This window comes from Hafnia sp. CBA7124 (genome assembly GCF_002355555.1).
GTDB classification, from domain to species: domain Bacteria; phylum Pseudomonadota; class Gammaproteobacteria; order Enterobacterales; family Enterobacteriaceae; genus Hafnia; species Hafnia alvei.
The window spans coordinates 2,099,690-2,126,173 of sequence record NZ_AP017469.1 but is presented as its reverse complement, the minus strand read 5'-3'; the positions used below and the strand labels follow the sequence as shown (position 1 = coordinate 2,126,173).

Below are 26,484 nucleotides of genomic sequence, written 5' to 3'. Positions count from 1 at the left end.
TAATGCTTAAATAGTCAATGCGCATCACGTAGCTGTGAAGCATCCAGCGTAGGCAACACCGGCGGCTCAACGGGTTTGGTTTTAGCAAAGATATAATCGAGAATAGCACGCGTTGTCGGGGCTGCCGAGACGCCATCTCCCCCACCATTTTCCAAAATAACGGCAATCGCGACCTTAGGGTTTGAATACGGCGCAAACGCCGTGTAGAAAATATGATCGCGCAGCTTCACGGGGATCATCTTAGCGTTATAAACCTGATCTTGTTTCAGTCCAAATACCTGAGACGTGCCTGACTTCGCCGCAATTTCGTAAGGCGCAGTGTGGAAATACTTGTAGCCGGTGCCATTAGGATAGTTAGCCATGCCAAACATGCCTTTTTTCACAATATCCCAGATCGGCGATTTCGGATCGGCTACCTGCGTGTGCTCTTCTTGCTGATAGCGCTCAACGTGGTTTCCTTGTTTCATCGAATACATCAAATGCGGCGTTTTCGTTGTGCCATTGTTGATGAGCGTGCTTAGCGCTTTAACCATCTGAATTGGCGTTGCAGTCCAATACCCTTGCCCAATGCCCACAGAAATCGTATCACCTTGATACCACACTTTTTTATGAACTTTCTGCTTCCAGGCTCTATCGGGCAAAACGCCTTTTGCCTGTTCCATTAAATCGATGCCGGAATATTGCCCATAGCCAAATTTGCTCAGCCATTCATGAATGCGATCGATCCCCATCTCATAGGCCACCTGATAGAAAAACGTGTCCGCTGATTCTTCAATCGCCTTGGTCACGTTTAGCATGCCATGACCGGTTTTCAGCCAGTCGCGATAATGCCGATTGGTACCGGGAAGCACCCACGTAGGTTGACCAAAAAACGTGGTCTGCGGCGTGATAACACCAGCGAAAAGAGCCGATGTAGCCATGAACGGTTTCACCGTCGATGCGGGCGGATAAATCCCTTGAGTGACACGGTTAATCAACGGTAAATCAGGATTGTCGAGCAGAGCCTGATAAGACTTATACGATATACCGTTCACAAAAGGGTTCGGGTCATAGCTTGGGCTAGAAACCATCGCTAAAATACCGCCATCGCGCGGATCCATCACCACCACGGCGGCACGCTGCCCTTTCAGCAGTTTCTCAATATACTGCTGGAGAGGAAGATCTATCGTCAGATAGATATTCTTTCCAGCCTGTGGTGGGATCTCCGTTAGCTCGCGCACCACGCGGCCATGGCTATCAACCTCAACCTCCTGCGATCCCGTGGTGCCGTGCAGTTGTGTCTCATAATAACGTTCGATCCCCTGCTTACCGATGTCGTGATCGGCCGCATAGTTTTCACCTTCACCCGCCTCATTCAGACGTTTGGCATCGCGATCGTTAATCTTTGAAACATAGCCAACAACGTGGGCTAGCTCAGCGCCGTAAGGATAGTAGCGCTGCTGATAGCTGCTAATTGACACGCCGGGAAACTCAAATTCATTGACAGAAAAACGCGCCACTTCAACGTCGGTCAGCGCTTCTTTAAGAGGCACTTCAGCAAAGCGTCGAGAGGACTTCATCGCCTCGTGGAAGTTATTAATATCATCCGGGGTTAAATCCACTATCGGCGTCAGCGCTTTGATCGTTTCGTCTAAGTTAGCGACTTTTCCCGGGATCAGTTCAATTTGATAGAGCGTTTGGTTTTCGACTAGAGGCGTTCCGTTGCGGTCATAAATCAATCCGCGTACCGGCGCAATGGGCAGGGTTTTAATGTCGTTGGCGTTCGAGCGTGTTTGGTACTGCTCGTGCTCTTCTACCTGAAGGTGATACAGATTAAACACTAATACGCCGAATAGCAGTACAACCATCACCGCGGCAATAATGGAACGGCGGATAAACAGCGTCTCTTCAGCACTGTGATCGCGAAGTGGCTCTAGCAAACGACTCATGACTGGGTACACAGGCGCAAAACGGCCTGTGATATTGACTCAATAATTAAAGGGACGCTAAGGCTAAACGCAATCGGAAGCGAGTGAAACCACGGTGATGCTAATGAGTCATCATCATTGTTTCAGAATGTGAATATATTCGTGAGATGTGACAAGACAGCGGTCTGTGAACGCGATAGAGGAGGAAACGGCCTGCGAACGAGGCCGTTGATGATGCTACTAGCTAATAATCGACGATGTCGGCGCTGCAACCTCTTTTGGGTTAGCCCCGAAACGGTTGCTGCCTGGTTGGCTATCGAAGACGGCGAAGATAAACAACACAAACCAGCCGACGATCGGGATAAGACCGATCAACACCCACCAGCCGCTACGGTCGGTGTCGTGCAAACGACGAACCATAACCGCAATAGACGGAATAATTAACAGCAGGCCATACACCACGGTCAGCACGCCTTCGCCACTCTCATTGCTCCAGCCTAATGCGTCCTGTACAAACCCCAATAGAATAGTAATGATGGCGTTTATCAGTACGAACCACCAATATTCTCTACGTCTAGCGCGGTCACGAAAATTGAAGTAGTTCTTCAGAACCTTAAGATACCAATCCATCGTTCTTCCTTTTATTCAGAGCCATAAACCTCACCTGATTGTATTCATGCCACCAAGTGATAATTCCGTATATTGATAACAATCAATTATGTCTCGTCACAAACATTTCAGCCAGAAATGTAAGCTAAATGAGTGCAAAAAAAATCTGGCTATGCGTAAAGTATGCAAAAAAAGTAAAAAGTGCATACTTTGCCGGATCGAGTTGACACAAATCATGTTTGTGCTGATAGGCGTCTGCTATAAATCCCTGCGTTTTATGTCATACAAAAAATAATGGGATGATCAGGAATCCACATGTCACTAAAACTCAAAGCGCTACCCTACGCTCTCGCCTTCATTTTTGGCGCACTGCCACTTCTCTCTCACGCCGGCACACAGCCAGCCCCAGCCGCGCAACACACGCTTAAGCTGGCTATTGGCGAAGAACCTACGGAAGGTTTTGATCCACTGCTTGGCTGGAGCCACGGCAGCTACTTGCTGTTACACAGCCCGCTGCTGAAACAAAAATCCGATCTTAGCTGGGATAATTTGCTGACCGAAAAAGTCACCAACAGCGAGGATGGCAAAACGTGGACGTTAACGCTAAAGCCGGACTTAAAATTCTCCGACGGCTCGCCGCTCACGGCCAAAGACGTCGCCTTCACCTACAATCAAGCCGCACGCGGTGGTGGCAAAATCGATATGGGTAATTTTGCTTCGGCAAAAGCCTTAGATTCACACCGCGTAGAAATTTCGCTCTCTGCGCCGCAAAGCACTTTCGTTAACGTATTAGGTTCGCTGGGCATTGTTTCTGCAGAAAAATATGATGCTAAAACCTACGCACAGAAGCCTATCGGCGCGGGCCCTTATCGACTGGTTAGTTTTGAACCAGGTCAACAACTCATCGTTGAAGCGAACCCGTATTACGCCGGTCACAAAAATGATTTTAATAAATTAGTTTTTGTCTTTTTAGATGAAGATAGCGCCTATGCGGCAGCGCAAAGCGGTCAGCTCGGCTTGGTGCGTATTGCGCCATCTATGTCAGTGAGCGGGCAAAACGGCCTGAAGCTGTGGGTGCGACCAAGCGTAGAAAACCGTGGTATCGTATTCCCAACTACGCCTGCAGGGAAAAAAGATGCCAATGGCTATCCGATTGGCAACAACATCACCGCCGATGTCGCCATCCGTCGTGCCATCAACTACGCCATTAACCGCCAACTGCTCGCTGACCAGCTGATGGAGGGCCATGCCATCCCTGCCTACAGTGCGGTTCAAGGATTACCGTGGGACAGCAAAAGCGCGGCGTTTAAAGACGGCGATATTGCCAAAGCCAAGCAAATTTTAGATGACGCAGGCTGGAAGGTGGGTAGTGACGGCGTGCGGGTGAAAAATGGTCTGAAAGCTGAATTAACGCTTTGGTATACCAGCGGTGACAGCACCCGCCGCGATCTGGCGCAGGCCGTCCGCTCTATGCTTCAACCGCTCGGTATTAAGATGGATTTGCAGTCCGGCAGTTGGGAAACCGTCGAACGTAATATGCACGCAAACCCAACGCTGTTTGGCTGGGGAAGCCTTGATCCGATGGAGCTGTATCACCATTACAGCAGCAAAGCGGCCGGTGTGGAGTACTACAATCCGGGCTATTACAGTAACAAGATCGTTGATCAACATCTTCAGCAGGCACTCGACGCACCCACGTGGCAAAAAGCAGTACCGTTCTGGCAACAGGTCGAATGGGATGGCAAAACGGGCGCAGGCGTACAAGGCGATGCGGCTTGGGCTTGGTTGCTGAACGTGCAGCATACTTACTTGGCAAACCCTTGCGTCGATTTAGGTAAAGCGGCACCTGAAATTCACGGTAGCTGGTCTGTTCTCAATAACCTGCAAGATTGGAAGTGGACGTGCCACTAAGACGCTTGGCTACTCGCTGCCTGACACTCACTCGTTCACGCGGTGTACGTCAGGCTGCTTATACCCTATTTCGTTTAGCTTGCCTGCTGACGCTGGTGTCCGCGGGCACGTTCACACTGCTCAGTTTTTCTCCTATCGATCCCATTCGTGCCTATATCGGCAATGACTTACTGCACGTTCCACCTCAGCAATATCCGTTGATTGCCGCCCGTTGGGGATTAGACCAACCGCTGTGGCTGCGCTTTTGGCACTGGTTCTCACAGGTGCTACACGGCGATCTTGGCTACTCTATGCTGTATAACGCGCCGGTCGCTGACGTGATCGGTGAACGATTCGCCACCTCTTTTGCTTTATTGGCAAGTTCATGGCTGTTATCGGGTTTTTTAGGCATGCTGCTGGGCTTTAGCGCTGGCCGCTATCTCAACCGTTGGCCCGACCGCCTGATTTGCCGCATCAGCTATCTATTGTCGTCACTACCCACCTTTTGGGTTGGGCTTTTACTGCTGGTTATTTTCGCCGTCCACTGGCCGTGGTTTCCAGTGTGCTGTGCTTGGGAGCCGGGCAGCAGCGCACAGGATGCAACGATCGTTGAACGCATTCGTCACCTCATTTTACCTATGATTGCGCTCAGTCTGATGGGCTTGGGACAGATCGCCTTACATACCCGCGAGAAAGTCGCCGAAGTTATGCACAGTGACTTCGTGCGCTACGCTCAGGCGCAAGGTGATTCCGGCTGGTCGCTGTTACGTATTCAGGTATTTCGTCACGCGCTGACGCCCGCGCTGTGTCTTCAATTTGCCTCGGTAGGTGAATTGCTCGGCGGTTCTCTGCTGGCAGAAAAAATCTTTGCCTACCCCGGACTGGGACAAGCCACGATTGATGCAGGGCTGCGCGGAGATATTCCTTTACTGATGGGTATCGTATTGTTCAGCACCCTGTTGGTCTTTGGCGGAAATACGTTAGCCGCAATGCTATTAGCAAGAATGAACCGCATTTTGGAGCGTCAATGATGCTGCATAACCCCGCTCCGTCGCTGTTACGCTTTGTGCTTTCAGCCCTCGTACTGGTCACGCTTACGCTGTACGGAATCTCGTTGCTCTCGTCGGATATTCCGTTGGATCTGCTCGCTCGCTATCAGGCACCTAGCGCCGCGCACTGGTTTGGCACGGATAATCTGGGGCGCGATCTGTGGCTGCGCTGTTTTCAGGGGGCTTTAACTAGCCTACAAATAGGCATCGGCGCTGCGCTATGCAGCGGGATCATCGCCATGCTGGTTGCCAGCCTGACACTGCTGCATCCCGCGCTCGATCATATGTTGCGGCTGATCGTCGATACCCTGCTGTCGCTACCGCACCTGCTGTTATTAATACTCATCTGCTTTACCGTAGGCGGCGGCAAACATGGGGTTATTTTGGCCGTGGCACTAACCCATTGGCCGAAGCTGTCATTGATTCTACGCGCCGAAGCACAGCGAATCCGCACCAGCGACTATATGACTCTCGCCCAGCGCTTGGGAAATAGCCGGTGGTATTGTTGGCGAGCCCACTATTTACCTGCTCTGGCACCTCAATGGTTTGTCGGCACGCTATTGATGTTTCCTCACGCGGTGTTACACAGCGCGGCGCTGAGTTTTCTCGGCTTCGGCCTAGCGCCGCATGAGCCTTCATTGGGCATTTTGCTCTCCGACGCCCTGCGTTTTCTCAGCAACGGTTGCTGGTGGCTGGCGGTATTTCCGGGGCTAATTCTGCTACTGATCGTGTTGCTGTTTGATCAATGCGCCCGTGCGATTCAACAGCTATGGCTAAGGAATCAATGATGCTGAATTTCGACAACGTGACTATCGAAAGCGCTCGCTATAGCTGGCTTGGACGTAAAAAGTGGTCGCCTATTCTGAGCGATATTAATCTTACGCTACGCCGTGGTGAAGTGGTCGCGCTGGTCGGCGGCAGCGGAGAAGGAAAAAGTTTATTGCTGCAAAGTGCCTTGGCGTTATTGCCGCAGAACCTGCGCAAACGCGGCGATATTTGCTTAAACGGTGACGTGTTGAATACGCAGCAATGTCAAAAGTTACGCGGTAACACCCTGTGTTATGTGCCACAGGGGGTGAGCTCACTCAACCCACTGCTTAACGTCGGCACCCAACTCTCTCGCAGTTTGCATCTAAGCGGCAGCCATACCTGTGCGCTGGCCCTCGAGCAACAAATTAAACATTACCAGCTGCAAGCCGACGTTTTGCTGAAATATCCTCGTCAGCTATCTGGCGGAATGGCCAAGCGTGTCCTGGCCTGTAATGCCGCCTTGGGTGGCGCTCACTATATTTTGGCCGATGAAATCACCGCGTGGCTCGACGAACCGCTGGCCTGCCAGCTTCTGCAACAGCTACGCGATCTGAGTGCGCAAGGCGCCGGTGTTTTATGGGTGACTCACGATTTATCATTAGCCGTTCGCTTCGCCGATCGTATCGTTGCCCTCAACGAGGGACGGGTCAGCGACGACATCACGGTCAGCGATCTAAAAAACGGGCTCGGCAGTTCGACGCTGCACAAACACTGGCTTGCTCAGCCTGAACACCATCCGTTATTCCCACACACCGCCGCTGATAACTTCACCGCGGGTAAAATGAGGCGCGTTTGATGTTTCGTATTTCAGCGCTCTGCATAGAACAAGATAAGCGCCAGCTATGGCATGACTTTTCGCTTAACGTATCTACCGGAGAGCGGGTGGGAATTTCAGCCCCAAGCGGCTATGGGAAAACCACATTAGGCCGTGTTTTAGCTGGCTGGCAGCCTCATCAGCAAGGGAGTGTTACGCTTGACGAAGAGGCGTTACCGCTCAGAGGCTATTGCCCTGTCCAGCTCGTTCCTCAACATCCTGAACTGACCTTCAACCCTTACCGCACCACCGGGCAGGCATTGCGTGATGCTTGGAACCCAGACGCAGAGCAACTTTCTCGTTTCCACGTCAAGGCAGAATGGTTAACCCGTAAGCCCAACCAACTTTCTGGCGGCGAACTGGCGCGTATCGCGCTGTTAAGAGCGTTAGATCCCCGCACGCGGGTGTTAATCGCCGATGAAATCACCGCGCAGCTCGATCCCCATATCCAGCGGGATATCTGGCAGCAACTGATCGTTGAATCCCAGCAACGGCCGCTGAGCATGATTATTTTTAGCCATCAGCGGGCATTGTTGGATCAGATTTGTACGCGGGTTGAGGTGATAGCGTAGTCTTGAAGTGTTAACAAAGCCGCCAATTCCAGCGGCTCTGCTCTAGACTCAATGGCCTATTTTTTACTCACCGGAGCCTGTGCGCCAAAAACGGCGTCTGCCTGTGGGATCTGCGTGAATTTCGCAATGATGGTACGGTAGGTTTGCGCAGGCTCAAGGTCGGTAAACTGCTGCGGATAAATAAACTTGGCTAAATAATCCAATCCCACGATGTTGTAAGGATGATTATAGAAGTTATGGTACAAGCCATACAGGTGGTTTTCCTGCACGGCTTTTATTTGATTGAATCCGTTGCGGCCTTTCAGCTTATCAAAACGATCATCGACCTGCTGCTGCGTGACACCGTAACCGAACGGAATGGCTATGCTGTCTTTATTTTTCCAGCGAGCACCGGAAACCACGTAAACATCCGGCTTCAGGCTGATGACTTTCTCCATGGATATTTCACCGGTTGCGCCCGGTAATAATCCAGATCCGAGATTCTCCGCGCCTATCGCCTCTACCATACCGCCAAAACCAACGTGCGCATGGGTAAAGCAGCACGCTTCCGCCCCGCCTACGCCCGCTTTCGCTTCAACAAAAACGCGCGGTTTTGGCGTAACTTTGGCGGTTATCGAGGTGATCGCCTGCAAATGCTGCTGATAAAAATCGGTGTACTCTTTCGCTTCCTGTTCACGGTTAAGCACTTCGCCTAACAACTGAATGCTTTTAGGCGTATTGGCGATAGGCTGTAAAAAGGTATCCACGAAAACAACCGGAACGTTCAGCGCCGCTAGCTGTTTCAACACACCGGTGTCGGCTAACGCGGGCTTGGCACGCAGTTGAGCTATCATTAGGTCAGGTTTACGTGCAATCACGCTTTCTAAATTCACCTCGCCCTTATCGCTAAAGCCCATATCAGGAATTTTATCTGCCTCCCCCGGCCACTTTTGGTTCAGCACCGCGAGGGTTTCGGGATCGCTTTTTTTCAGCAAGTTATTCCACGCCACAATGCGGCTAAAGGGATCGGCACGATCGAGCAACGCCAGCGTCATGATGTCACGCCCATCCTGTACCACAATACGCTTCGGCTCATGCTGTAAGGTAATACGCTGGCCGGATGTATCGGTAATGGTCAGAGGATAAGTCGTTGCCATAACGGGGGCTGATATCGCCAGCGCGCATACCAACGCTAATCGATTGAAAGAACGTGCCATAAAGCTCTCCTTATGTGGCCAAAACGGCCAATTGGTAATGATAATAAGTTTTATTTGCACGTAAAAATAAAGAATCTTGCCCGCAATTACAAACGAAATGCTTTTCTAAGTATGAATAGACCCGATAAAAACAAAAAAGCCGCGCTTCACAGCACGGCTTTTTCTTTTAGCATTTTTGTACGATTAGAACAGGCTGTAGACCAGCGCCGACAATGCGATCAGGCCCATAATCAACACAAAGGGATTGGTGATTGAGCGGTATTTTTTCATCGCTGGCACTTTATGAATGGCATAAATTGGCAGAATAAACAGGATGACCGCAATCAGTGGCCCACTGATGGTTTCAATGATATGCAACGCGCTTGGGTTCAGGAATGTCACCAACCACGTCACCGCAAACAGCAGCACCGCAGAGATCTTGTGAGTGACACTGGAAGACACTTTCTTACCCACGGTACGGAATGCACCGTCAATCAAGCTGGTAGCTCCCTCGGTCACACCCAGCGAAGTTCCCAAATAGGATTTCGACATCGCCAAAATCGCCATCACCGGCCCTAAATAGGCGATCAATGGATTTGAGAATTTATTCGCCAAACTCGACAACACGGTAATATTTTCATCGCGTGCCGCCAGCATTTCAGCATGTGAAAGGCTCATCACACAGCTAAAGACAAAGAACAAAATGCTGACGCAAATCATCATGTAGCTATAGCGCATGATGCGCGCACAGCGACGCTCGGCACCCTCGCCGTACAATCCCTTCTGTGTGGAAGAGAACGAGGAGATGATCGGCGCATGGCTAAATGAGAACACCATCACCGGAACCGCTAGCCACAGTGAACGCCATAGCTGAGGATCGCTCACCGACGTCTGCTGCAGGCCGGAGAAAAATGCGGACACATGCCAATACGGGATCAGATAGAGAGAAATACCCAGCAGGAACACAATCAATGGGAAGACCAAAATTCCCATTGCCGCGACAATCGTCTCTTTACCGGTGCGCAGGATCAAACTCAGCGCCGCGACGACGCCAAGGCTCAACCAGATTCTGGGCGGCGGCGTAACGTGGAACTGGTTTATCAAGAAGCTATCCAGCGCATTGGTAATGGAGATGCTGTACACCAAAACAATCGGGAAAAAGGCCAGTAGATACAGCACCATGATGGCTTTACCCGCCAAAATGCCGAAATGTTCTTCAACCACGTCGGTAATATCACCGTCGCGGCTTGAGCCTGATAATACAAAACGGCTTAATGCGCGATGCGGCAAATAGGTTAACGGATAAGCCAAAATCGCCATCAAGATCAAGACTAACGGGCCGTTCAAACCGGCGTTGATAGGTAAAAATAGCGTACCCGCGCCAACCGCCGTGGCATAAAGCCCAAACATCCAGACTGTGTCTGTTTTATTCCACTTGGACGGGCGATCTGTCGCTACCCGACCAGCATCAGGGGAAATAATACTCATTAATTCACTTACCTTCTTTGTGAAACGTGGGCCAACGCAGACATCCTGTTCTGCCCAAATGTGTCCTGCACTTTTGTAGATCGCTGTTATGAGCTGGCCTAAGGCCATATCGCGCAGGAAGCACAGAGTTCAATTCCGCATGCGACACTCATTAGTTCTAAGAACGTTTAAAAACAATGAGTTATCAAAAAAGCAAAACGATTGCGGAATAAGTGCGGAGAGAAGGATAAAGAATTTTGATAAAAAAGTCACAAAAGTTGAATTTTACAGCACAAAAAACCGCAGAAATCGCGGCTATTCACAACCCGATGCAGGCGAGCGAATGCAGCCAACACAGCTGTGGTTTCAATACGAAAGCCCTCAAAGCCATTGGAATCACAGCAAGGCGGCAAATGAGTGAGTCCCAATGAGCTGACATTAGTCAGTGATTATTCAGCCCATCCATGGGCTTCACCCTTCGGGCCGCAGTAAACTGCGTTCAAATCTGCTCCAGGCAGATTTGTTGGGCGAGTGAATGCAGCCAACGCTGCTGTGGTTTCAATGGCGACGAGGGAGATGACTGTGGTTAACCTACAGCCTTATAAGGGCTAACCACAGTCAGGACATGGCCTGATGTACTGCTTGAACGCTTTTATTGCACCATCGCGAGATACGCGGTGTTCACCTTCCACAGATAACGCGGAGCCTGCGCTGCCGGATGTCGTTTCTGGATATGCTGATAAAACGCTTCCGGTGTCATACTGTTGATTTTGTCGATCGCCACTTTACGATTTGGCGAGAACGTCCTCAACATGGCCCCTGCTCCGTTGGCGTACGACACAATCATCGCATAGCGCATGGTCTTAGGGTTTGAGATTCCGGCTAACTGCTGATTCTGCAAGATATTCAGATAGGCGGTGCCTAAATCAATATTAACCGCAGGATCTTTTAACTCACGTGACGTTGGTTGCCCGCCTCGTCCCTTCTTGCGGTAAGCATCCTTACCTGCCGTTGAAGCTTTTAACTGCATCAGCCCGATGGCATTAGATGTACTGACTGCGTGAGGATTCCCTCCTGACTCAACCTTAATAATGGCCTTTATTAAGGTTTCATCAATGCCATAACTGTTTGAGGCCGTTCGGATATAAGTTCCGAACTCTCCATCAGGTGGCGTTCGTGCATCTAAAAAACTACCGCGAGCATTGTTGTTGACGTTTAACTTTACTGTTTGAGGCGGTGTTTGCTCTTTCGCACACCCAGCCAAAAGCAATACCGCCAACATGCAACTGATTCGTTTCTTCACCGTTGCGAGATCCTCTGCGAATGTTGGTCCGTGGTGGATGTTGCCAGAAAAAAAAGGTCTTTGGCTAGTTGATTTTTACGATTTGTTGCTCAATTCACCCTTTTACACACATTTTTCGTCTATTTATAGGCTATGATTATTCAGTTAAATGCACCAATCGAGGTACTCCATGAGTCAATCGGCTATTGCTTGCTATGTAGTGACCTTTAGTTATCCGCAGGCCGATCTTGCGGAAACTGCCAAGCTTAACAACCAACTCATGTTGGAGGGATTTGCGACTACCGTCGCTGATTCTGACGGAATTCCCCATGAACTGGGGCCAAATAGCTACGCGATTACCAGCCTGCAAGATAAAAGTGACGTTGAGCGTCTTGCTCAGGCGTTAGGAAAAGTGGCACTAGGCCAAGAGCCCGAAGTGGAAGCCGTTTTACGCGACGAATATTTCACCCAGCTTTGGGCAACAAGGAATCCATCTAAAGGGCAGCATTAGCTGTCCATTTTATTTTAGATCAAGTAATTAACAGAAATTGGCTGATTGCTCTTTTTTGTTCTTTACGTTCATCAGCGCAACGGTTACGGTCAAAATAGCATCACATAACCATGTTCACCTATCTATATATATGCCCTAGAACATTTGAGACCATGAATGATTCATAGGGAAATAGACTACTCACGAACGCTACCCAAAATAGTTTGAGTTACGGTGAGGCAGCAAACTTGAGTGACCCTCGATAAGCTGACTCAGCAACTTGAAATACGGTGGGTATATAGGGGGTACACCATGTGGCAAGCTGTAAGTCAGTTATTAACCGGACACTTTGACCAAACGTTTACCATCCGCGAAAAACGTGAACTTCCTGGCGGCGAAGTACATCAGGCGTGGTGTGTTAGCGACGGTGAACGTCAGGTTTTTATCAAATGTGATACCCCCGACTTCCTACAAGATTTTAAAGCTGAGGCCGATCAGTTGGCGTGCTTGGCACGCAGTCATACGGTAAAAACGCCGCGGGTTTATGGCGTTGGCGCTACGCGTGAGGCCAGCTTTTTGCTACTGGAGTATTTGCCAGTTCGTCCGCTTGATGCGCACAATGCCTATCTATTCGGTCAGCAGCTGGCGCGCTTACACCAGTGGAGCGAGCAGCCTCAGTTTGGTTTTGATTACGATAACCATCTTTCCACTTCCCCACAGCCAAATACTTGGCAGCGCCGCTGGGCAAAATTCTTTTCTGAACAACGTATCGGCTGGCAGCTACAGCTTGCGGCGGAAAAAGGCATTCATTTCGGCGATATCGACAGCATCGTGACCGCCGTTGAGCAACGCTTACACAATCACCAGCCGCAGCCTTCACTGCTACACGGCGATCTCTGGCCTGCAAATATGGGGCTCAGTGCGCAAGGACCGGTGATTTTCGATCCTGCTTGCTATTGGGGCGACCGAGAATGTGATTTGGCCATGCTGCCGCTATTCTCGTTGCTGCCCGCCCAGATTTATGACGGCTACCAAAGCGTATGGCCCCTGCCGACGACATTTATAGAGCGTCAGCCTGTTTACCAACTCTATCATCAACTGAACATGTGCAATCTGTTTGCCGGGCCACATTTGGAAACCGCCATTCAGGCCATTGATCGTTTGATGGAAAAGGATGTGGCTTAATACGACTGGACGTAAACCTGCTTCATTATTAGTGTGATTAATTCGCAAAATATCAAAAGCCACCGCATACAAGGGTGGCTTTCTACTCACTGGCAACAGCATCTTTAACTCCCTTCTGCAAAACAAATTTACCCTTCAGTATTAGTTAGCTCATTATCACGACCTGTAATTAAGCGTAAAATATGCAGAGATTACCGGTAGTGACCTAAATGAAATAACCAAGGAAGAAAACACATTATGAAGGAACTGTTGCAAAATCACCCAAACTGGCGAGGATTTCCAGGCGCTGGGAATAGCCTTTTTGGGCAAAATCATCCCGGCCAAGAAAAGTTGAAGCGTTTCAGACCACAACTTAAATGGAAACTGAGGGTTCTTTTTGGGGGGGCGTGCGTTGGAACCGCACTTTTGCTCCATTTTTATTTTGATGCTTATATCACTTCACCCTCAGAGCAACATAGTACGCCACTATTCCTCTGGGGCATGACGCTCATTTGCTTATTGTTAGCCAACGCAATTATTTATCGAACACTTAGCGGACAAGCACAACAGCAACGTCGTTACTATCAGCACGCGGGTCTTGTTCCGTTGGCGCAGTCCCAGCGACAAGCTCTGCGGCTGGATATCGTGCAGCTCTATGATTGTGGCTTTTGGAGTGAAACGTTGGAATATTACCCGCTGGCGGCGCGTGTTAAAGACGATGACTATCACTACAATCTTTTTCCCCTTGCCTCTGCCAGCAGTTATCTCCAACTCCTTGATAATGACTGGGGGATCGCGACCGCGCAGGATTATCATAAGATGTTACAAAGGCTGCATAATGGCATGCATTCGCGTTTATTTGCTGCTCAAGCAGTCAAAAAGTCAGAGCAATTATCGCAGCATTTAGCGGAATTAATTGGCGTAACCCCCAAAGATGTTCTTGATTGCTTGCATTCAGGCTCTGGTAACCGCCCCCCAGCTTTACTGTGGGGGTTTGATCTGTGGCGTGGAATCGTCATGAGCCGCAATGCGTTTAGCGCTGGATTGATTGACGAGTCACAAGCGTGGAAAGATCTGTTGAAGACCGCAGATTTCGTCTATGAAATATTTGCAAGCTTTGATGACTTCTATACCAACTATCGGTTAGGGAATGCCTTCTGGAGTAACAACCCCAAAATAGCAAAGTTTCGCTTAGATCAATTTAATGGCTACAAAAAATACTGTCGCTGGCCGATCGCAAAACTGAGCTGGCCTTCTCCTTCTGGCATTGAGTTATCACCCGACATGCTTACAGGATTTGGGCTGTTGGCTAATAAGAGAATGCATCAGCGAATTGACAGAAGCGCGAACGAAATGTGGCAATAAAGAATAGAATTTGACTAGTACCAATAATACGAAAAGGGGCCGCGTTCAACGCATGCCCCTTTTTACACTTACAGCATACCCAGCAATTTGAGAATAAAGTACCCGATCACCGCCACGATAATTGGCAGTATGTACAGTGGGAAAAACTGCAGGAAAATGGTATGACGCGGTAGCACAATGCGTTTTTCTAACGCTTCACGCGAATGCCCTTCTGCTCCTTTCATCTGTTCTAGAATCAGCTGGTCTTCGATACCTTCGCGAATATGGCGTACCTGCCGTGACATGCGAGCCCCCGAGGCTTGCAGTGCCATCCCCACGAAAATCAGCCAGTAGATGATCCAAAACATAATATTGCCGCCGGTGAATCCCTGCCCTAATACCGGCTGCGGTGAATTGAACCAGAACACATCCAGAAAGTGAGTATTAAACTTCACCATATCAATCATCACATGCACAAAATCGAGCATGACGGCATTAAGCCCTTCTTGCTTTTGGCTATGCTGATAGAGAAAGTTAAGTATCGACACCGTGGTTGAAAGCAGCGCTGGAATAAAAACTATCCAACCGAATATCCGTTTTGCCACCGCAACCCAACCGGCTTGTTGGTAGGTCATGCCATCCCCTTAATGTGAAATACCCGTCATACTTTAAGTCGCTTGAAATATGACGGGTACATATGCGTAATCATCGCCTTGAATAACGGCAGTTTACGTGGCTGTTTCCCTCACCGCAATCTCAACTGATTGAATTGATTGGTCAGGTTTGCTGATACTTTAGGCTAGATTAGTATAACTGGCTTAACCAAAAGCAGCGCGAATGTTAGAGTAACCACAGCAAATAAAGTTATGACGCTGAACATCAGTTCAGGCGGTCTGAAACCACATAGATGAGGGAATGCCTGTGAGTCGCATTGAAGCCGTAATTTTCGATATGGATGGGTTGCTGATAGATTCTGAACCATTGTGGACTCAGGGAGAACACGATGTATTTACCTCATTAGGCATCGACGTTGCTGCGGCAGATGTTCCTGAAACCTTAGGTCTGCGTATCGATTTAGTGGTGAAGCTGTGGTACCAACGCACACCATGGCAAGGTGCCAGCCAAGAAGAAGTCACAGAGCGCATCATTCGCCGCGTCATTGAACTGGTTCGTGAAACTAAACCATTGCTGCCCGGTGTGGAACATGCGCTAAAACTGTGTCGTCAGCAGGGAATGAAAATCGGTTTAGCCTCTGCGTCTCCACTTTATATGCTCAATGAAGTGCTAGAGATGTTTAGCATCAGCCACTATTTCGACGCCGTGGTTTCAGCGGAAGCGTTACCGTATAGCAAGCCGCATCCTGAAGTTTATCTGAACGCCGCTCAGCAGCTTGGCGTTGATCCTCTCAACTGCGTGACACTCGAAGATTCGTTTAACGGCATGATCGCCACTAAAGCGGCCCGTATGCGTTCTATTGTTGTGCCCGCGCCGGAAAATATTAACGATCCTCGTTGGGCATTAGCCGATGTGAAATTAAACAATCTTAACGAGCTCACTGCGGCGAATATTCAGCCTTAATCATCGTTAAAACCATGCGGAGCCTGCCTTAGGCTCCGTTTTATGTATATTTATACAGCAAACAGTCATCTGTTACGCTGTCACCTCTTGCTTCCTGCGAAAACTCCGATATGCTGGATAAATTACCAGTACCCTCGGCGAGTTTTATCATGACGGCGGAAGGCCATCTTATTTTTTCTGTCGCTTGTGCCATTTTCGCTAAAAAAGCGGAATTGACGCCTGCGCTCGCCCATGGCGACTGGTGGCATATCATCCCCGGCGCGTTACTCACCTGCCTATGGCCAGATATCGACCACCCAAAATCGGTGCTTGGCCAGCGTCTTAAATGGCTGTCGTCACCTATCGCCCGCATGTTTGGCCATCGCGGTTTTACACATAGCCTGCTGGCGGTCATCGGCGGCATTTTTCTGTTGAACTGTGAAATGCCGAGCTATCTGGGAATACCCGTCGATGCCATGCACGCCATGGTGATCGGATACCTAAGCCATCTGCTTGCCGATATGCTCACCCCCGCCGGTGTTCCTTTACTGTGGCCCATTCGATGGCGTTTCCGGTTACCGATACTCAATTCTCAGAAAGGCAATCAGCTAGAGCGGATCTTGTGCATGTCTCTTGTCGGCTATGCCCTCTATTGGGGCGGCGATTTAATGCCTTTTTACGATTTGCTCAGATACGTAAGTCATAAATTATGATGCAAATCACACTGCTTTGGTTACAAACCCTTCGTTTTGACTGTTTAGCACACAAACTCGCTGCAAAAATTATAATAAATTCATTTTGGATATAAGCATCACGCGTATGGTGCTGTTAGCATATATAGCATTGATTAAGATAATCACGTTTTAGCATAGGCCGCACGAGCCCAACGAGGCCTCGGCGTCCTTAGGGCACGCAGAAACGTATAAAAACATATATTAGAAATGGGATGGAGATTGGGATGAACCTACCGCTCGTGATTAACGTGCTGGTGTTTGTAGCATTATTATTGCTGCTGGCGCAGACACGTCGTACAAAATGGAGCCTCGCTAAAAAAGTTTTAGTGGGCTTATTTATGGGTGTCCTGTTTGGTTTAGGGCTGCAGCTGGTTTACGGTTCAGACAATCCGGTACTCAAAGATTCAATTAGCTGGTTTAATATCGTTGGAAACGGCTACGTACAGCTGCTACAAATGATCGTCATGCCGCTGGTACTCGTGTCTATCTTGAGCGCCGTGGCTAAACTGCACAATGCGTCATCGCTAGGAAAAATCAGCTTCCTTTCTATCGGCACTCTGCTGTTCACCACAATGATTGCGGCGTTGGTTGGGGTGTTTGTGACTAACCTGTTTGGCTTAACGGCGGAAGGTTTAGTTCAAGGCGTACAAGAAACCGCACGCCTGGCAGCAATCAATACCAACTATGCCAGCAAAGTCTCGGATCTGAGCGTTCCTCAACTGGTGCTGTCGTTCATCCCTAAAAACCCGTTTGCCGACCTAACCGGCGCAAGCCCTACGTCTATTATCAGCGTAGTTATTTTTGCGGCAATTTTGGGAACCGCGGCGCTGCAGCTGCTGAAAGATGATGAAGTTAAAGGTAAGCGCGTTCTAACCGCTATCGACACTTTACAATCGCTGGTAATGAAATTAGTTCGCCAAATCATGAAGCTGACGCCCTACGGCGTACTGGCGCTGATGACTAAGGTGGTTGCTGGTTCAAACATGCACGACATCATCAAGCTAGGTAGCTTCGTGGTTGCGTCCTATCTTGGCTTGGCGATCATGTTTGTGGTGCACGGTTTACTGCTGTCGTTCACCGGCATTAACCCAATAAAATTCTTCCGCAAAGTCTGGCCGGTTCTGACATTCGCCTTCACCAGCCGTTCTAGCGCGGCCAGCATTCCATTGAACGTGGAAGCACAAACCCTCCGTATCGGCATACCTGAATCTATCGCCAGTTTCTCAGCATCCTTCGGTGCTACGATTGGTCAGAACGGTTGTGCGGGGCTTTATCCCGCAATGTTGGCGGTGATGGTTGCGCCAACCGTCGGGATTAACCCGCTCGATCCGCTGTGGATTGCGACGCTGGTGGGTATTGTCACCGTGAGCTCCGCAGGTGTTGCGGGCGTTGGCGGCGGTGCAACATTTGCCGCACTGATCGTCTTACCGGCGATGGGATTACCGGTTACGTTAGTGGCGCTGCTTATCTCTGTAGAACCGCTGATTGATATGGGACGCACCGCGTTGAACGTGAATGGTTCAATGGCGGCAGGCACTATCACCAGCCAAATCCTACGTCAAACGGATAAGAGCGTGTTTGATTCTGAAGAAGAAGCCGAGCTGGCACATCAGTAAGTAAGCTCGCTTAATAGACAAAAAAGGGAGCCATTGGCTCCCTTTTATATTTCCTATCCGCGATTAATTAGAACGGATAATCGTGATAGCCCAGCTGCTCAGAAATATTACGCGCTGCGGTATGCAGCATCTTCACGTATTCGTGTTTAGCATCTTCTGAGAAGCGGATCGTAGGGAATGAAATACTCAGCCCAGCAATCACCACGCCAAAGCGGTCGAAAACAGGTACAGCGATACAGCGCAGCCCTTCTTCCTGTTCTTCGATATCTTCACCAAAGCCTTGCTCTTTCACCACATCAAGCGCCGCCAGCAACGCTTCTGGAGTGAGGATCGTTTTATCGGTGCTACGCTTAAACTCAATCTGACTGATGATTTCTTCTGCTTCACTACGATCGCGCCAAGCCAGCAGCACTTTACCAATCGCGGTGGTGTGCAGCGGATTACGACGACCAATACGCGAATACATACGCAGGTTGTACATTGAGTCAATTTTATGAATGTAGACAATCCCATCTTCATCCAAAGCGCCAAGGTGAATAGTTTCACGGGTTAAACGTGAAAGCTCACGCATTTCAATATCAGCGCTGCGGATTAAATCGACGTTTTGTAAAGCGTGCGCGCCCAGTTCAAACAGTTTGAGCGTGAGTGAGTATTTCTCTGATTCACTCTCCTGCGAAACATAGCCGAGAGACTTCATGGTTTGCAGAAAACGATAGACGGTGCTTTTCGACATCATGACGCGCTGGGACAGCTCAGTGATGCCTATTTCGCGCTCTTCGGTGAGCGCTTGTAAAATCCCAAACACTTTAAGTACAGAAGAGACCGAATCGGGTTGTTTATCTATATCTGTTGACATTGTATTTCTTTACCCTATCAGATGATTAAATCGAACCTATGTTTCATTATAAAAGGAACAGCTACCGAAATACAGCCTGTTAAACAGGGTAATCAGGTGGTTAACCGTTTCCGCACGCTAGATCCTTTGTTACAAACAAAGCTAAATGTGACGGTAGTCTCAAGTGGTAATAAAAGTTATAGTTCCGCCACTGACTAATAAACTCTTAACGATTGTTGCCGAATGAAATCAACCACAACTGATGGCGTTCCACTGCCTCAACGATACGGCGCAATTTTAGCCATTGCACTCGGTATCACCGTCGCGGTACTTGATGGCGCTATTGCTAACGTCGCCCTTCCTACTATTGCCCGCGATCTTAACGCCTCTGCCGCAACGTCGGTGTGGATTGTTAACGCCTACCAGCTCGCCATTACCATTTCGTTGCTCTCGCTGGCGTCCTTGGGCGATATCATTGGCTACCGCAAAATTTACCTTACCGGATTGTTGGTGTTTAGTGTGACGTCATTGGGTTGCGCGATGTCCGATTCACTCTGGACACTCACCCTCGCCAGAGTGCTGCAAGGCTTTGGCGCGGCGGCGGTGATGAGCGTGAACGTCGCGCTGGTGCGTTTAATCTATCCTCAACGTTTTCTCGGGCGTGGAATGGGAATTAACGCCTTAATCGTCGCGGTTTCTGCCGCTGCGGGGCCATCGGTAGCGGCGGCGATCCTGTCCGTCAGTAGCTGGCCGTGGTTATTTGCCGTTAACGTACCAATTGGCATTGCCGCCTTTATTTGCGGCATGAAGTTTCTGCCAGAAAATCCACCCAAAGTGGGTAAGCCAAAATTCGATGGCTACAGCGCGTTGCTTAACGCACTCACCTTCGGCCTACTGATTTCTGCCATTAGCGGCTTTGCTCAGCGTCAAAACAACCTTTTGTTGTTAGGCGAGCTGATCATTATGCTAATCGTGGGCACCCTTTTTGTGCGCCGCCAGCTCAATCAAGAATTCCCATTGCTGCCCGTCGATCTATTGCGCATTCCAATATTTTCGTTGTCGGTAGGTACATCGATATGTTCCTTCACCGCACAGATGCTGGCATTCGTTTCGTTACCGTTTTTCCTGCAAACGGTACTTGGCAAAACGGAAGTGATGACCGGTCTACTGCTTACGCCTTGGCCTATCGCCACCATGATAATGGCTCCGATTGCTGGGCGTTTGCTTGAGCGCTTTAACGCTGGGCTGTTGGGGAGTATTGGCTTAATGCTGTTCGCCATTGGGTTGCTGTCGCTGGCATTGCTGCCTTCAGATCCAACGAACATCGATATAATCTGGCGAATGGCACTCTGTGGTGCGGGTTTTGGCATTTTCCAATCACCGAACAACCACACCATGATCTCTTCTGCGCCGCGTCATCGTAGCGGTGGTGCCAGTGGGATGCTAGGCACTGCTCGCCTGCTGGGGCAAACCAGCGGAGCCGCGCTGGTGGCGCTGATGTTCAATCTGTTTGGCGATCTGGGTACGCACTCATCATTACTGCTGGGTGCCCTATTTGCCCTTTGTGCCGCGATTGTCAGCAGCTTACGCATTCGCCAACCGAAACCAGTCTCTCAGTAAAATACGCATAAAAAAGGGAACCCTGATGGGTTCCCTACCAAAATGATAAGAATCATCGCCAAACAACGCAATGGGGTGCTTTGATGCTTATCAGCTCGGTTGTGACTCTTCTTACTTGATGAATCCTCTCAGTTCACCGTGGCGAACGATACCCTGCAAAAGCACTTCGTCATTGATGATATCGAACAGCGACAGCGTATTTCCGTCCCTTTTTTCCTGATTCTTGTTGTAGCGCGTGACCTCTCCCCACTCCTCAAATGCCCTTGGATGATGCTGTTTAATAAATGCCAAAAGCGTAATCAAGGTAACCGCGCTGGCAGGCATATTAGTTACCGATCCCTTTAGATAGTTGAAAATGGTGTTCCGAGGGGTATTAAGCAACATCGTCAGTTCGGTCTTATCTATGTCTAAATCGTTAAAAATTCGAGTGAATTCGTTCACTAAATTTGTTCCTAATAGGTTAAAAATCTGGTTTTACTATTTTATCAAACCCTTGATGATCCTGAAAGTTTTTCATCTTAACGAATCTCATCGATACAATAACTTGCCAGTACCAAGAACACCAAATTCTCTTAATGAGAACATATAAATGAACTCAACAAGAACAAAAAACATTGTTATCTTTTTGTTGAATGAAAAATAAGTATTGATAGGATTTTTATATGCACATAAATTCCACTCTAACAGGAACAATATAACGCTTACTTAAATACCATAACGAACATATTTATTTTTAGGTTAATCTATCTATGAATCGCAAAATAACTTTTATCGCTGCGGCTATTACTTTCTCTATCGCTGGCGCAGCAAATGCTAGTTTAACCTTAACTGACGCACTAGGCGGTTCATCAGCGGAGGCCATCGCCTTCAGACGATGGGTACTCGACAATCATAAAATTAATGACCCCTTATTCGACTATTCCTCAGCATCTAAAGCCACCTTTGTTGACTCACCGACGACCAACATAGGCAGCAGCAATCAGACCGCCCATAATCTGCTCGATAGCCACAACTATGATTTGCAGACGTTCTGGATCCCGCAGTTTGAATCTGATGAGGCAGAAATAGCGAAGCAAACTGTCGCACAGCCTGATCCGAATTATGCAGACAAACATACCGGCACTCCGCAATACGTTGTCAAAACTGACACTACCAAACCGGTTTATTACGGTGAAACGCATCGGCCAAATACGTCGCCCGTTGCTAACTATGCCGATAAGCATATCGGCACTCCGCAATACGTGATTAAAACCGACGCTACCAAACCGGTTTATTACGGTGAAACGCATCGGCCAAATACGTCGCACGTTGCCAACTATGCCGATAAGCACACCGGCACGCCGCAATACGTTGTCAAAACTGACACTACCAAACCGGTTTATTACGGTGAAACGCATCGGCCAAATACGTCGCCCGTTGCCAACTATGCAGATAAGCATACCGGTACACCGCAATACGTGATTAAAACCGACGCTACCAAACCGGTTTATTACGGTGAAACACATCGGCCGAATACGTCGCCCGTTGCTAACTATGCAGATAAGCATACCGGCACTCCGCAATACGTTGTTAAAACTGACGCTACCCAACCGGTTTATTACGGTGAAACGCATCGGCCAAATACTTCAGCCACCGAAGTTGTTGGCAGAAATACAACCGCAGCCCCATATAAAACAACAACCAGCACTGAAACAGATAATTCACTGGATAAGCAACTTAACAAAAGACAGATATTTATCCTTAATAGCATGGCAGACACAGCGCGATACGACGCTCAGCAATTCAATGTCGACAACAGAAATATTGCTGAAAACCATCGTCGTAACGCTGAAAACAGCGCTGCAATAAGGGCAAACGCTCAGCGTTTAGATTCGGTTGAGCAGCATCAGTCATCACAAGATTCACGTATTGATGAGAATAAGAAACAAGCCTCGGCAGGAGTGAGTGCTGCCTTTGCCCAAGCTAATATCCCTCAGGTAACAGAGAACCAGCAGTTTGCCGTTGGCGCTGGCGTTGGTGGTTATGACAATGAGAACGCCATTGCCGTGGGTGCCTCATTTCATGCCACCTCAAATAGCGTGGTTAAACTGACAGTCTCTGATGATTCACAAGATAACGTTGGCTACGGCGCGGGTGTATCCGTCGGCTGGTAACTATCTACAGGCTATGATTAACAGTATTGGGGATGTCCCATCCCCGATGAGTGGAGAGAAATGATGAAAGCACAAAAATTATTGCTGGTTGGCATTGCAGTTGGACTGCTAGCGAGCTGCTCATCCCCAGCAGACCGCATGGCGAAATGTGAGTCTCAGGGCATCAGCAAAGACGCCTGCTATATCGCAGAGCAAAGCAGAGAAAACGCGATCAACTCGGCTGCAGAAAAGCAGGCGCTAGAAAACGCGCAGAAGCAGTATGCTCAAGCAACGCATAAACCGGTTGTTAAAACTGGCTTTGGCGTAACGGTCAAGCGTGGCGCTGATGGAATTGTCACCGTCGATGGTAAACCTGCAGCATTAGATGAAAAAAATGCCGATGCGTCGGTGTATTCACAGGGAAACTATCAGGTAATTTTTTATACCAAGGGAAAAGTGGCGCTGATGGAGAATCGTCAGTTTAAAGGCTATTTGAAGTAAGGTTAAAAGCCGGATGAGGTGAAAACAGCATCCGGCTACGTATTTTACATGATCAAGCCACAGAATCAGCTTTCATAGCCACTTGCAATGCTGCGTCTCGGCTGGCCAATACGCGTTCCACCGTATCAACTACGGCTTGAGTTTGCGGATCGATCTCAATATTCACTTTGTCGCCCAGACGTTTCACGCCAAGCGTGGTGCGTTGCAGTGTTTCTGGGATCAAATGCACGCAAAAACGGCTCTTCGTTACCTCGCCGATAGTCAAACTAATACCGTCGATACCGATAAAACCTTTGTGCAATACGTACTTCATCAGCTCAGGATTAGGCATTTTGAACCAAATCTGGCGATTGTTCTCTGAGGTCAGGATTTTAACGATTTCAGCGGTACAGATGATATGGCCAGACATTAAATGCCCGCCGATTTCATCACTAAACTTCGCTGCTCGCTCCAGATTCACCACGCTACCTACCGTTACATCGCCCAGATTAGTGATGCGCAGCGTTTCTTTCATCAAATCAAAGCTAACCAGGTCGCCTTCCACTTTCGTCACGGTCAAACAACAGCCGTTGTGAGCAACGGACGCACCGAGTTCAAGATCGGGCAATAACTCCTGCGGAAATTTAACTACATGAGTACGAAAATTTGATTTTTCATCAATGGACACGACGGGAGCGGTGCCCTGAACAATACCGGTAAACATAAATGATGCCTCTGCAATAATGTCTTTTCGAAAACAATTATCTAGCAGTTTGCCGCAAACCCTAGATAAAACCAAATCCAGCCGCTAAAAAACAGCATATACCCGACTCATCAACTACACTTTTCATTCTCTTGTGCTGTATCTGCAGGTAGAATCGTTCACTCTCTGTTTATACTCTTCACGTTTGACGCCACATCGGCGATCGGATTGCTGAGTATCGCGTTACCCTCTTTAGGACTTTCCGCGAAGAGGCGTTTACTTGTCTGTTTTCTCTCTCATTTAAAATAAAAAGGTGTATACGTGCAGAAGTATTGGATAGAAGCGCGTAGCTTATTAGCTCTGGCTATTCCCGTTATCATTGCGCAGGTTTCACAAACGGCCATGGGTTTTGTTGACACCATCATGGCAGGCGGCGTTAGCGCCACAGATATGGCGGCCGTTGCCGTTGGGACCTCCATTTGGCTACCGGCTATTTTGTTTGGCCACGGTTTGCTGCTGGCTTTAACTCCGGTCATTGCTCAGCTAAACGGCGCGGGTCGCCGCGATAAAATTGAGCATCAGGTGCGACAAGGCTTCTGGCTGGCGTTTGGCGTGTCGGTTTTAATCATCGTAGTGCTTTATAATTCCAAACATATCATCGATATGATGCATAACATCGATCATGATTTGTCGAGCAAAGCCATTGGCTACCTGCACGCGATTATGTGGGGCGCGCCGGGGTATTTGTTCTTCCAGGTACTACGTAATCAGTGCGAGGGCCTGTCGAAAACCAAACCGGGCATGGTCATTGGTTTCATCGGTCTGTTGGTCAACATCCCGATTAACTACATTTTCATCTACGGGAAATTAGGCGCTCCAGCGCTGGGCGGCGTCGGCTGCGGCGTGGCCACGGGTAGCGTGTATTGGGTGATGTATTTCATCATGCGCTGGTATGTTCGTCATTCATCCAGCCTGCGCGATTTACGCCAAAAAGGCATGGAAGCCCCGCAGTGGGCAACGATCCATCGTCTGATTAATATCGGTATGCCGGTTGCTTTAGCGCTGTTTTTCGAAGTAACGCTGTTTGCCGTTGTCGCTTTGCTGGTTTCACCGCTGGGTATCGTTTCCGTCGCGGGCCATCAAATTGCACTGAACTTCAGCTCGCTGATGTTTGTATTGCCGATGTCACTCGGCGTAGCGGCCACTATTCGCGTGGGTTACCGGTTAGGCGAAGGCTCGGCAGAAAATGCGAAGGTCGCGGCGCGAACCAGTATTGCCGTGGGCATGACGATGGCGGCATGTACCGCTATTTTCACCGTTATCTTCCGCGAGCCTATTGCCCTGCTCTACAACGACAACCCTGAAGTTATCACCATGGCATCGCACCTCATGCTGCTGGCGGCAATTTATCAGATTTCCGATTCGGTTCAGGTTATCGGTAGCGGTGTGCTGCGTGGTTATAAAGATACGCGGTCGATTTTCTTTATTACTTTCACGGCGTACTGGATTTTGGGGCTGCCAACCGGCTATGTGCTGGCGCTGACCGACTATATCGTACCCGCAATGGGGCCAAGCGGCTTCTGGACAGGCTTTATCATCGGCCTAACCTCGGCCGCCATCATGATGGCGCTACGTATTCGCTGGCTACAAAATCAGCCAGCCGCGTGGATCTTGCAGCGCGCAGCGCGTTAATCACTCTTATTCAACGGCATCCTAGATGCCGTTTTTTTCACCCAGATGCGCATATCATCAGCAATCGTGTGAATTTAAGAGGAATTTTTGGCAATCCCCCTTGCCAGCCGTGTCATGTGCCGTTAATATTCGTCCCCGTTGTCTGGCACGGCTTACGTGCTAACAAAGCAGTTCAGGATGCGTCCGTAGCTCAGTTGGTTAGAGCACCACCTTGACATGGTGGGGGTCGGTGATTCGAGTTCACTCGGACGCACCATTCTTAAGAAATTCTTCGTTGCGTCCGTAGCTCAGTTGGTTAGAGCACCACCTTGACATGGTGGGGGTCGGTGATTCGAGTTCACTCGGACGCACCATTCTTAAGAGATTCTTCGATGCGTCCGTAGCTCAGTTGGTTAGAGCACCACCTTGACATGGTGGGGGTCGGTGATTCGAGTTCACTCGGACGCACCATTCAATCTCTGTATCATCTTCTATCTAAAACCTATCCCTGTCCTACCTCGCTAAACGCTCTAATCATTCTTTATTACTGATTTTATCAACGC

Annotated in this window: 24 protein-coding genes and 3 tRNA genes; 18 read left to right on the top strand and 9 right to left on the bottom strand. The window is 49.1% G+C overall.

Annotated elements, in window-relative coordinates:
• Positions 1-14: 14 nt before the first annotated feature.
• Positions 15-1,928, bottom strand: a complete 1,914-nt coding sequence (gene mrdA, locus CPY98_RS09800; protein WP_043493124.1) for a peptidoglycan DD-transpeptidase MrdA — start codon at positions 1,926-1,928, stop codon at positions 15-17.
• A 219-nt stretch (positions 1,929-2,147) separates the two neighbouring features.
• Positions 2,148-2,537 (bottom strand): DUF805 domain-containing protein, encoded by a 390-nt coding sequence (locus tag CPY98_RS09795; protein ID WP_025801257.1) that lies wholly within the window; start codon positions 2,535-2,537, stop codon positions 2,148-2,150.
• A gap of 294 nt (positions 2,538-2,831) precedes the next feature.
• Between CPY98_RS09795 and CPY98_RS09790 the strand changes: the two genes are divergently transcribed.
• The 5 genes from CPY98_RS09790 to CPY98_RS09770 are packed head-to-tail and all read left to right on the top strand — an operon-like array spanning position 2,832 to position 7,651.
• Positions 2,832-4,427 (top strand): ABC transporter substrate-binding protein, encoded by a 1,596-nt coding sequence (locus CPY98_RS09790; protein ID WP_231899456.1) that lies wholly within the window; start codon positions 2,832-2,834, stop codon positions 4,425-4,427.
• A gap of 20 nt (positions 4,428-4,447) precedes the next feature.
• Positions 4,448-5,437 (top strand): ABC transporter permease, encoded by a 990-nt coding sequence (locus CPY98_RS09785; protein WP_096388741.1) that lies wholly within the window; start codon positions 4,448-4,450, stop codon positions 5,435-5,437.
• Positions 5,437-6,243, top strand: a complete 807-nt coding sequence (locus CPY98_RS09780; RefSeq protein WP_025801254.1) for an ABC transporter permease — start codon at positions 5,437-5,439, stop codon at positions 6,241-6,243. The genes CPY98_RS09785 and CPY98_RS09780 overlap by 1 nt, the downstream gene beginning before the upstream one ends.
• Positions 6,243-7,061 (top strand): ATP-binding cassette domain-containing protein, encoded by an 819-nt coding sequence (locus CPY98_RS09775; protein ID WP_096387505.1) that lies wholly within the window; start codon positions 6,243-6,245, stop codon positions 7,059-7,061. The genes CPY98_RS09780 and CPY98_RS09775 overlap by 1 nt, the downstream gene beginning before the upstream one ends.
• Positions 7,061-7,651, top strand: coding sequence for an ATP-binding cassette domain-containing protein (locus tag CPY98_RS09770; RefSeq protein WP_096387503.1), 591 nt, complete (start codon positions 7,061-7,063; stop codon positions 7,649-7,651). Before CPY98_RS09775 ends, CPY98_RS09770 begins: the two co-directional genes overlap by 1 nt.
• A 56-nt stretch (positions 7,652-7,707) precedes the next feature.
• Here CPY98_RS09770 and CPY98_RS09765 read toward each other — a convergent pair whose 3' ends face one another.
• The 3 genes from CPY98_RS09765 to CPY98_RS09750 form a co-directional block, all read right to left on the bottom strand.
• On the bottom strand, positions 7,708-8,847 hold the full coding sequence (locus CPY98_RS09765) for an ABC transporter substrate-binding protein (protein ID WP_096387501.1): 1,140 nt from the start codon (positions 8,845-8,847) through the stop codon (positions 7,708-7,710).
• 183 nt (positions 8,848-9,030) lie between these two features.
• Positions 9,031-10,314, bottom strand: a complete 1,284-nt coding sequence (locus CPY98_RS09760) for a serine/threonine protein kinase (protein WP_043493121.1) — start codon at positions 10,312-10,314, stop codon at positions 9,031-9,033.
• A gap of 631 nt (positions 10,315-10,945) precedes the next feature.
• Positions 10,946-11,596 carry a transglycosylase SLT domain-containing protein gene (locus CPY98_RS09750; protein ID WP_038502187.1) on the bottom strand — a complete coding sequence of 217 codons (651 nt, stop codon included), beginning with the start codon at positions 11,594-11,596 and terminating at the stop codon, positions 10,946-10,948.
• A 169-nt stretch (positions 11,597-11,765) separates the two neighbouring features.
• Between CPY98_RS09750 and ghoS the strand changes: the two genes are divergently transcribed.
• The 3 genes from ghoS (at position 11,766) to CPY98_RS09735 (ending at position 14,594) form a co-directional block, all read left to right on the top strand.
• Positions 11,766-12,086 carry a type V toxin-antitoxin system endoribonuclease antitoxin GhoS gene (gene ghoS, locus CPY98_RS09745; RefSeq protein ID WP_025801248.1) on the top strand — a complete coding sequence of 107 codons (321 nt, stop codon included), beginning with the start codon at positions 11,766-11,768 and terminating at the stop codon, positions 12,084-12,086.
• 291 nt (positions 12,087-12,377) lie between these two features.
• Positions 12,378-13,250 carry a fructosamine kinase family protein gene (locus CPY98_RS09740; RefSeq protein ID WP_096387499.1) on the top strand — a complete coding sequence of 291 codons (873 nt, stop codon included), beginning with the start codon at positions 12,378-12,380 and terminating at the stop codon, positions 13,248-13,250.
• A gap of 237 nt (positions 13,251-13,487) precedes the next feature.
• Positions 13,488-14,594 (top strand): DUF1266 domain-containing protein, encoded by a 1,107-nt coding sequence (locus tag CPY98_RS09735; protein ID WP_096387497.1) that lies wholly within the window; start codon positions 13,488-13,490, stop codon positions 14,592-14,594.
• Positions 14,595-14,662: 68 nt separating this feature from the next.
• Here CPY98_RS09735 and CPY98_RS09730 read toward each other — a convergent pair whose 3' ends face one another.
• Positions 14,663-15,208: a YniB family protein gene (locus CPY98_RS09730; protein WP_043493111.1), complete on the bottom strand. Its 546-nt coding sequence runs from the start codon at positions 15,206-15,208 to the stop codon at positions 14,663-14,665.
• 280 nt (positions 15,209-15,488) lie between these two features.
• Here CPY98_RS09730 and hxpB point away from each other — a divergent pair, with 280 nt between their 5' ends.
• The 3 genes from hxpB (at position 15,489) to CPY98_RS09715 (ending at position 18,480) form a co-directional block, all read left to right on the top strand.
• A complete protein-coding gene (hxpB, locus tag CPY98_RS09725; RefSeq protein ID WP_043493110.1) occupies positions 15,489-16,151 on the top strand; it encodes a hexitol phosphatase HxpB in 663 nt (220 codons plus the stop codon).
• A gap of 149 nt (positions 16,152-16,300) precedes the next feature.
• On the top strand, positions 16,301-16,843 hold the full coding sequence (locus CPY98_RS09720) for a metal-dependent hydrolase (protein WP_043493108.1): 543 nt from the start codon (positions 16,301-16,303) through the stop codon (positions 16,841-16,843).
• 245 nt (positions 16,844-17,088) lie between these two features.
• Complete coding sequence (locus CPY98_RS09715; RefSeq protein ID WP_157743842.1) at positions 17,089-18,480, top strand: L-cystine transporter; 1,392 nt, start codon at positions 17,089-17,091, stop codon at positions 18,478-18,480.
• A 67-nt stretch (positions 18,481-18,547) separates the two neighbouring features.
• On the opposite strand, the gene kdgR is transcribed toward CPY98_RS09715, so the two are convergent.
• On the bottom strand, positions 18,548-19,336 hold the full coding sequence (gene kdgR, locus CPY98_RS09710; RefSeq protein WP_040045028.1) for a DNA-binding transcriptional regulator KdgR: 789 nt from the start codon (positions 19,334-19,336) through the stop codon (positions 18,548-18,550).
• 222 nt (positions 19,337-19,558) lie between these two features.
• Here kdgR and CPY98_RS09705 point away from each other — a divergent pair, with 222 nt between their 5' ends.
• Positions 19,559-20,935: an MFS transporter gene (locus CPY98_RS09705; RefSeq protein WP_096387495.1), complete on the top strand. Its 1,377-nt coding sequence runs from the start codon at positions 19,559-19,561 to the stop codon at positions 20,933-20,935.
• A 111-nt stretch (positions 20,936-21,046) separates the two neighbouring features.
• Here CPY98_RS09705 and CPY98_RS09700 read toward each other — a convergent pair whose 3' ends face one another.
• Positions 21,047-21,376: a hypothetical protein gene (locus tag CPY98_RS09700; protein WP_043493098.1), complete on the bottom strand. Its 330-nt coding sequence runs from the start codon at positions 21,374-21,376 to the stop codon at positions 21,047-21,049.
• 308 nt (positions 21,377-21,684) lie between these two features.
• Between CPY98_RS09700 and CPY98_RS20995 the strand changes: the two genes are divergently transcribed.
• Positions 21,685-23,088, top strand: a complete 1,404-nt coding sequence (locus tag CPY98_RS20995) for a YadA C-terminal domain-containing protein (protein ID WP_231899455.1) — start codon at positions 21,685-21,687, stop codon at positions 23,086-23,088.
• Between the two features lie 63 nt (positions 23,089-23,151).
• Positions 23,152-23,568, top strand: coding sequence for a hypothetical protein (locus CPY98_RS09690; RefSeq protein WP_096387493.1), 417 nt, complete (start codon positions 23,152-23,154; stop codon positions 23,566-23,568).
• A 52-nt stretch (positions 23,569-23,620) separates the two neighbouring features.
• Here CPY98_RS09690 and CPY98_RS09685 read toward each other — a convergent pair whose 3' ends face one another.
• Positions 23,621-24,271 (bottom strand): riboflavin synthase, encoded by a 651-nt coding sequence (locus CPY98_RS09685; RefSeq protein WP_025801236.1) that lies wholly within the window; start codon positions 24,269-24,271, stop codon positions 23,621-23,623.
• A 300-nt stretch (positions 24,272-24,571) separates the two neighbouring features.
• Here CPY98_RS09685 and CPY98_RS09680 point away from each other — a divergent pair, with 300 nt between their 5' ends.
• The 4 genes from CPY98_RS09680 to CPY98_RS09665 all read left to right on the top strand — a co-directional run bounded on the left by CPY98_RS09680 (position 24,572) and on the right by CPY98_RS09665 (position 26,392).
• The gene (locus CPY98_RS09680) at positions 24,572-25,942 is read left to right on the top strand and encodes an MATE family efflux transporter (RefSeq protein ID WP_025801235.1); all 1,371 of its coding nucleotides are present in this window, start codon (positions 24,572-24,574) and stop codon (positions 25,940-25,942) included.
• 179 nt (positions 25,943-26,121) lie between these two features.
• Positions 26,122-26,198, top strand: a tRNA-Val gene (locus CPY98_RS09675).
• Positions 26,199-26,218: 20 nt separating this feature from the next.
• A tRNA-Val gene (locus CPY98_RS09670) sits at positions 26,219-26,295 on the top strand.
• Between the two features lie 20 nt (positions 26,296-26,315).
• Positions 26,316-26,392, top strand: a tRNA-Val gene (locus CPY98_RS09665).
• The last annotated feature ends 92 nt before the right edge of the window (positions 26,393-26,484 follow it).

Excerpts from the sequence above, each read along its gene's own strand:
- CPY98_RS09715 (WP_157743842.1), top strand. The coding sequence starts at position 17,089 with ATGAACCTACCGCTCGTGATTAACGTGCTGGTGTTTGTAGCATTATTA.
- CPY98_RS09730 (WP_043493111.1), bottom strand. The coding sequence starts at position 15,208 with ATGACCTACCAACAAGCCGGTTGGGTTGCGGTGGCAAAACGGATATTC.
- CPY98_RS09690 (WP_096387493.1), top strand. The coding sequence starts at position 23,152 with ATGAAAGCACAAAAATTATTGCTGGTTGGCATTGCAGTTGGACTGCTA.
- CPY98_RS09685 (WP_025801236.1), bottom strand. The coding sequence starts at position 24,271 with ATGTTTACCGGTATTGTTCAGGGCACCGCTCCCGTCGTGTCCATTGAT.
- mrdA (WP_043493124.1), bottom strand. The coding sequence starts at position 1,928 with ATGAGTCGTTTGCTAGAGCCACTTCGCGATCACAGTGCTGAAGAGACG.
- CPY98_RS09765 (WP_096387501.1), bottom strand. The coding sequence starts at position 8,847 with ATGGCACGTTCTTTCAATCGATTAGCGTTGGTATGCGCGCTGGCGATA.
- kdgR (WP_040045028.1), bottom strand. The coding sequence starts at position 19,336 with ATGTCAACAGATATAGATAAACAACCCGATTCGGTCTCTTCTGTACTT.
- CPY98_RS09795 (WP_025801257.1), bottom strand. The coding sequence starts at position 2,537 with ATGGATTGGTATCTTAAGGTTCTGAAGAACTACTTCAATTTTCGTGAC.
- CPY98_RS09740 (WP_096387499.1), top strand. The coding sequence starts at position 12,378 with ATGTGGCAAGCTGTAAGTCAGTTATTAACCGGACACTTTGACCAAACG.
- CPY98_RS09775 (WP_096387505.1), top strand. The coding sequence starts at position 6,243 with ATGCTGAATTTCGACAACGTGACTATCGAAAGCGCTCGCTATAGCTGG.
- CPY98_RS20995 (WP_231899455.1), top strand. The coding sequence starts at position 21,685 with ATGAATCGCAAAATAACTTTTATCGCTGCGGCTATTACTTTCTCTATC.
- CPY98_RS09720 (WP_043493108.1), top strand. The coding sequence starts at position 16,301 with ATGACGGCGGAAGGCCATCTTATTTTTTCTGTCGCTTGTGCCATTTTC.
- CPY98_RS09705 (WP_096387495.1), top strand. The coding sequence starts at position 19,559 with ATGAAATCAACCACAACTGATGGCGTTCCACTGCCTCAACGATACGGC.
- CPY98_RS09780 (WP_025801254.1), top strand. The coding sequence starts at position 5,437 with ATGCTGCATAACCCCGCTCCGTCGCTGTTACGCTTTGTGCTTTCAGCC.
- CPY98_RS09760 (WP_043493121.1), bottom strand. The coding sequence starts at position 10,314 with ATGAGTATTATTTCCCCTGATGCTGGTCGGGTAGCGACAGATCGCCCG.
- hxpB (WP_043493110.1), top strand. The coding sequence starts at position 15,489 with ATGCCTGTGAGTCGCATTGAAGCCGTAATTTTCGATATGGATGGGTTG.
- CPY98_RS09735 (WP_096387497.1), top strand. The coding sequence starts at position 13,488 with ATGAAGGAACTGTTGCAAAATCACCCAAACTGGCGAGGATTTCCAGGC.
- CPY98_RS09770 (WP_096387503.1), top strand. The coding sequence starts at position 7,061 with ATGTTTCGTATTTCAGCGCTCTGCATAGAACAAGATAAGCGCCAGCTA.
- ghoS (WP_025801248.1), top strand. The coding sequence starts at position 11,766 with ATGAGTCAATCGGCTATTGCTTGCTATGTAGTGACCTTTAGTTATCCG.
- CPY98_RS09790 (WP_231899456.1), top strand. The coding sequence starts at position 2,832 with ATGTCACTAAAACTCAAAGCGCTACCCTACGCTCTCGCCTTCATTTTT.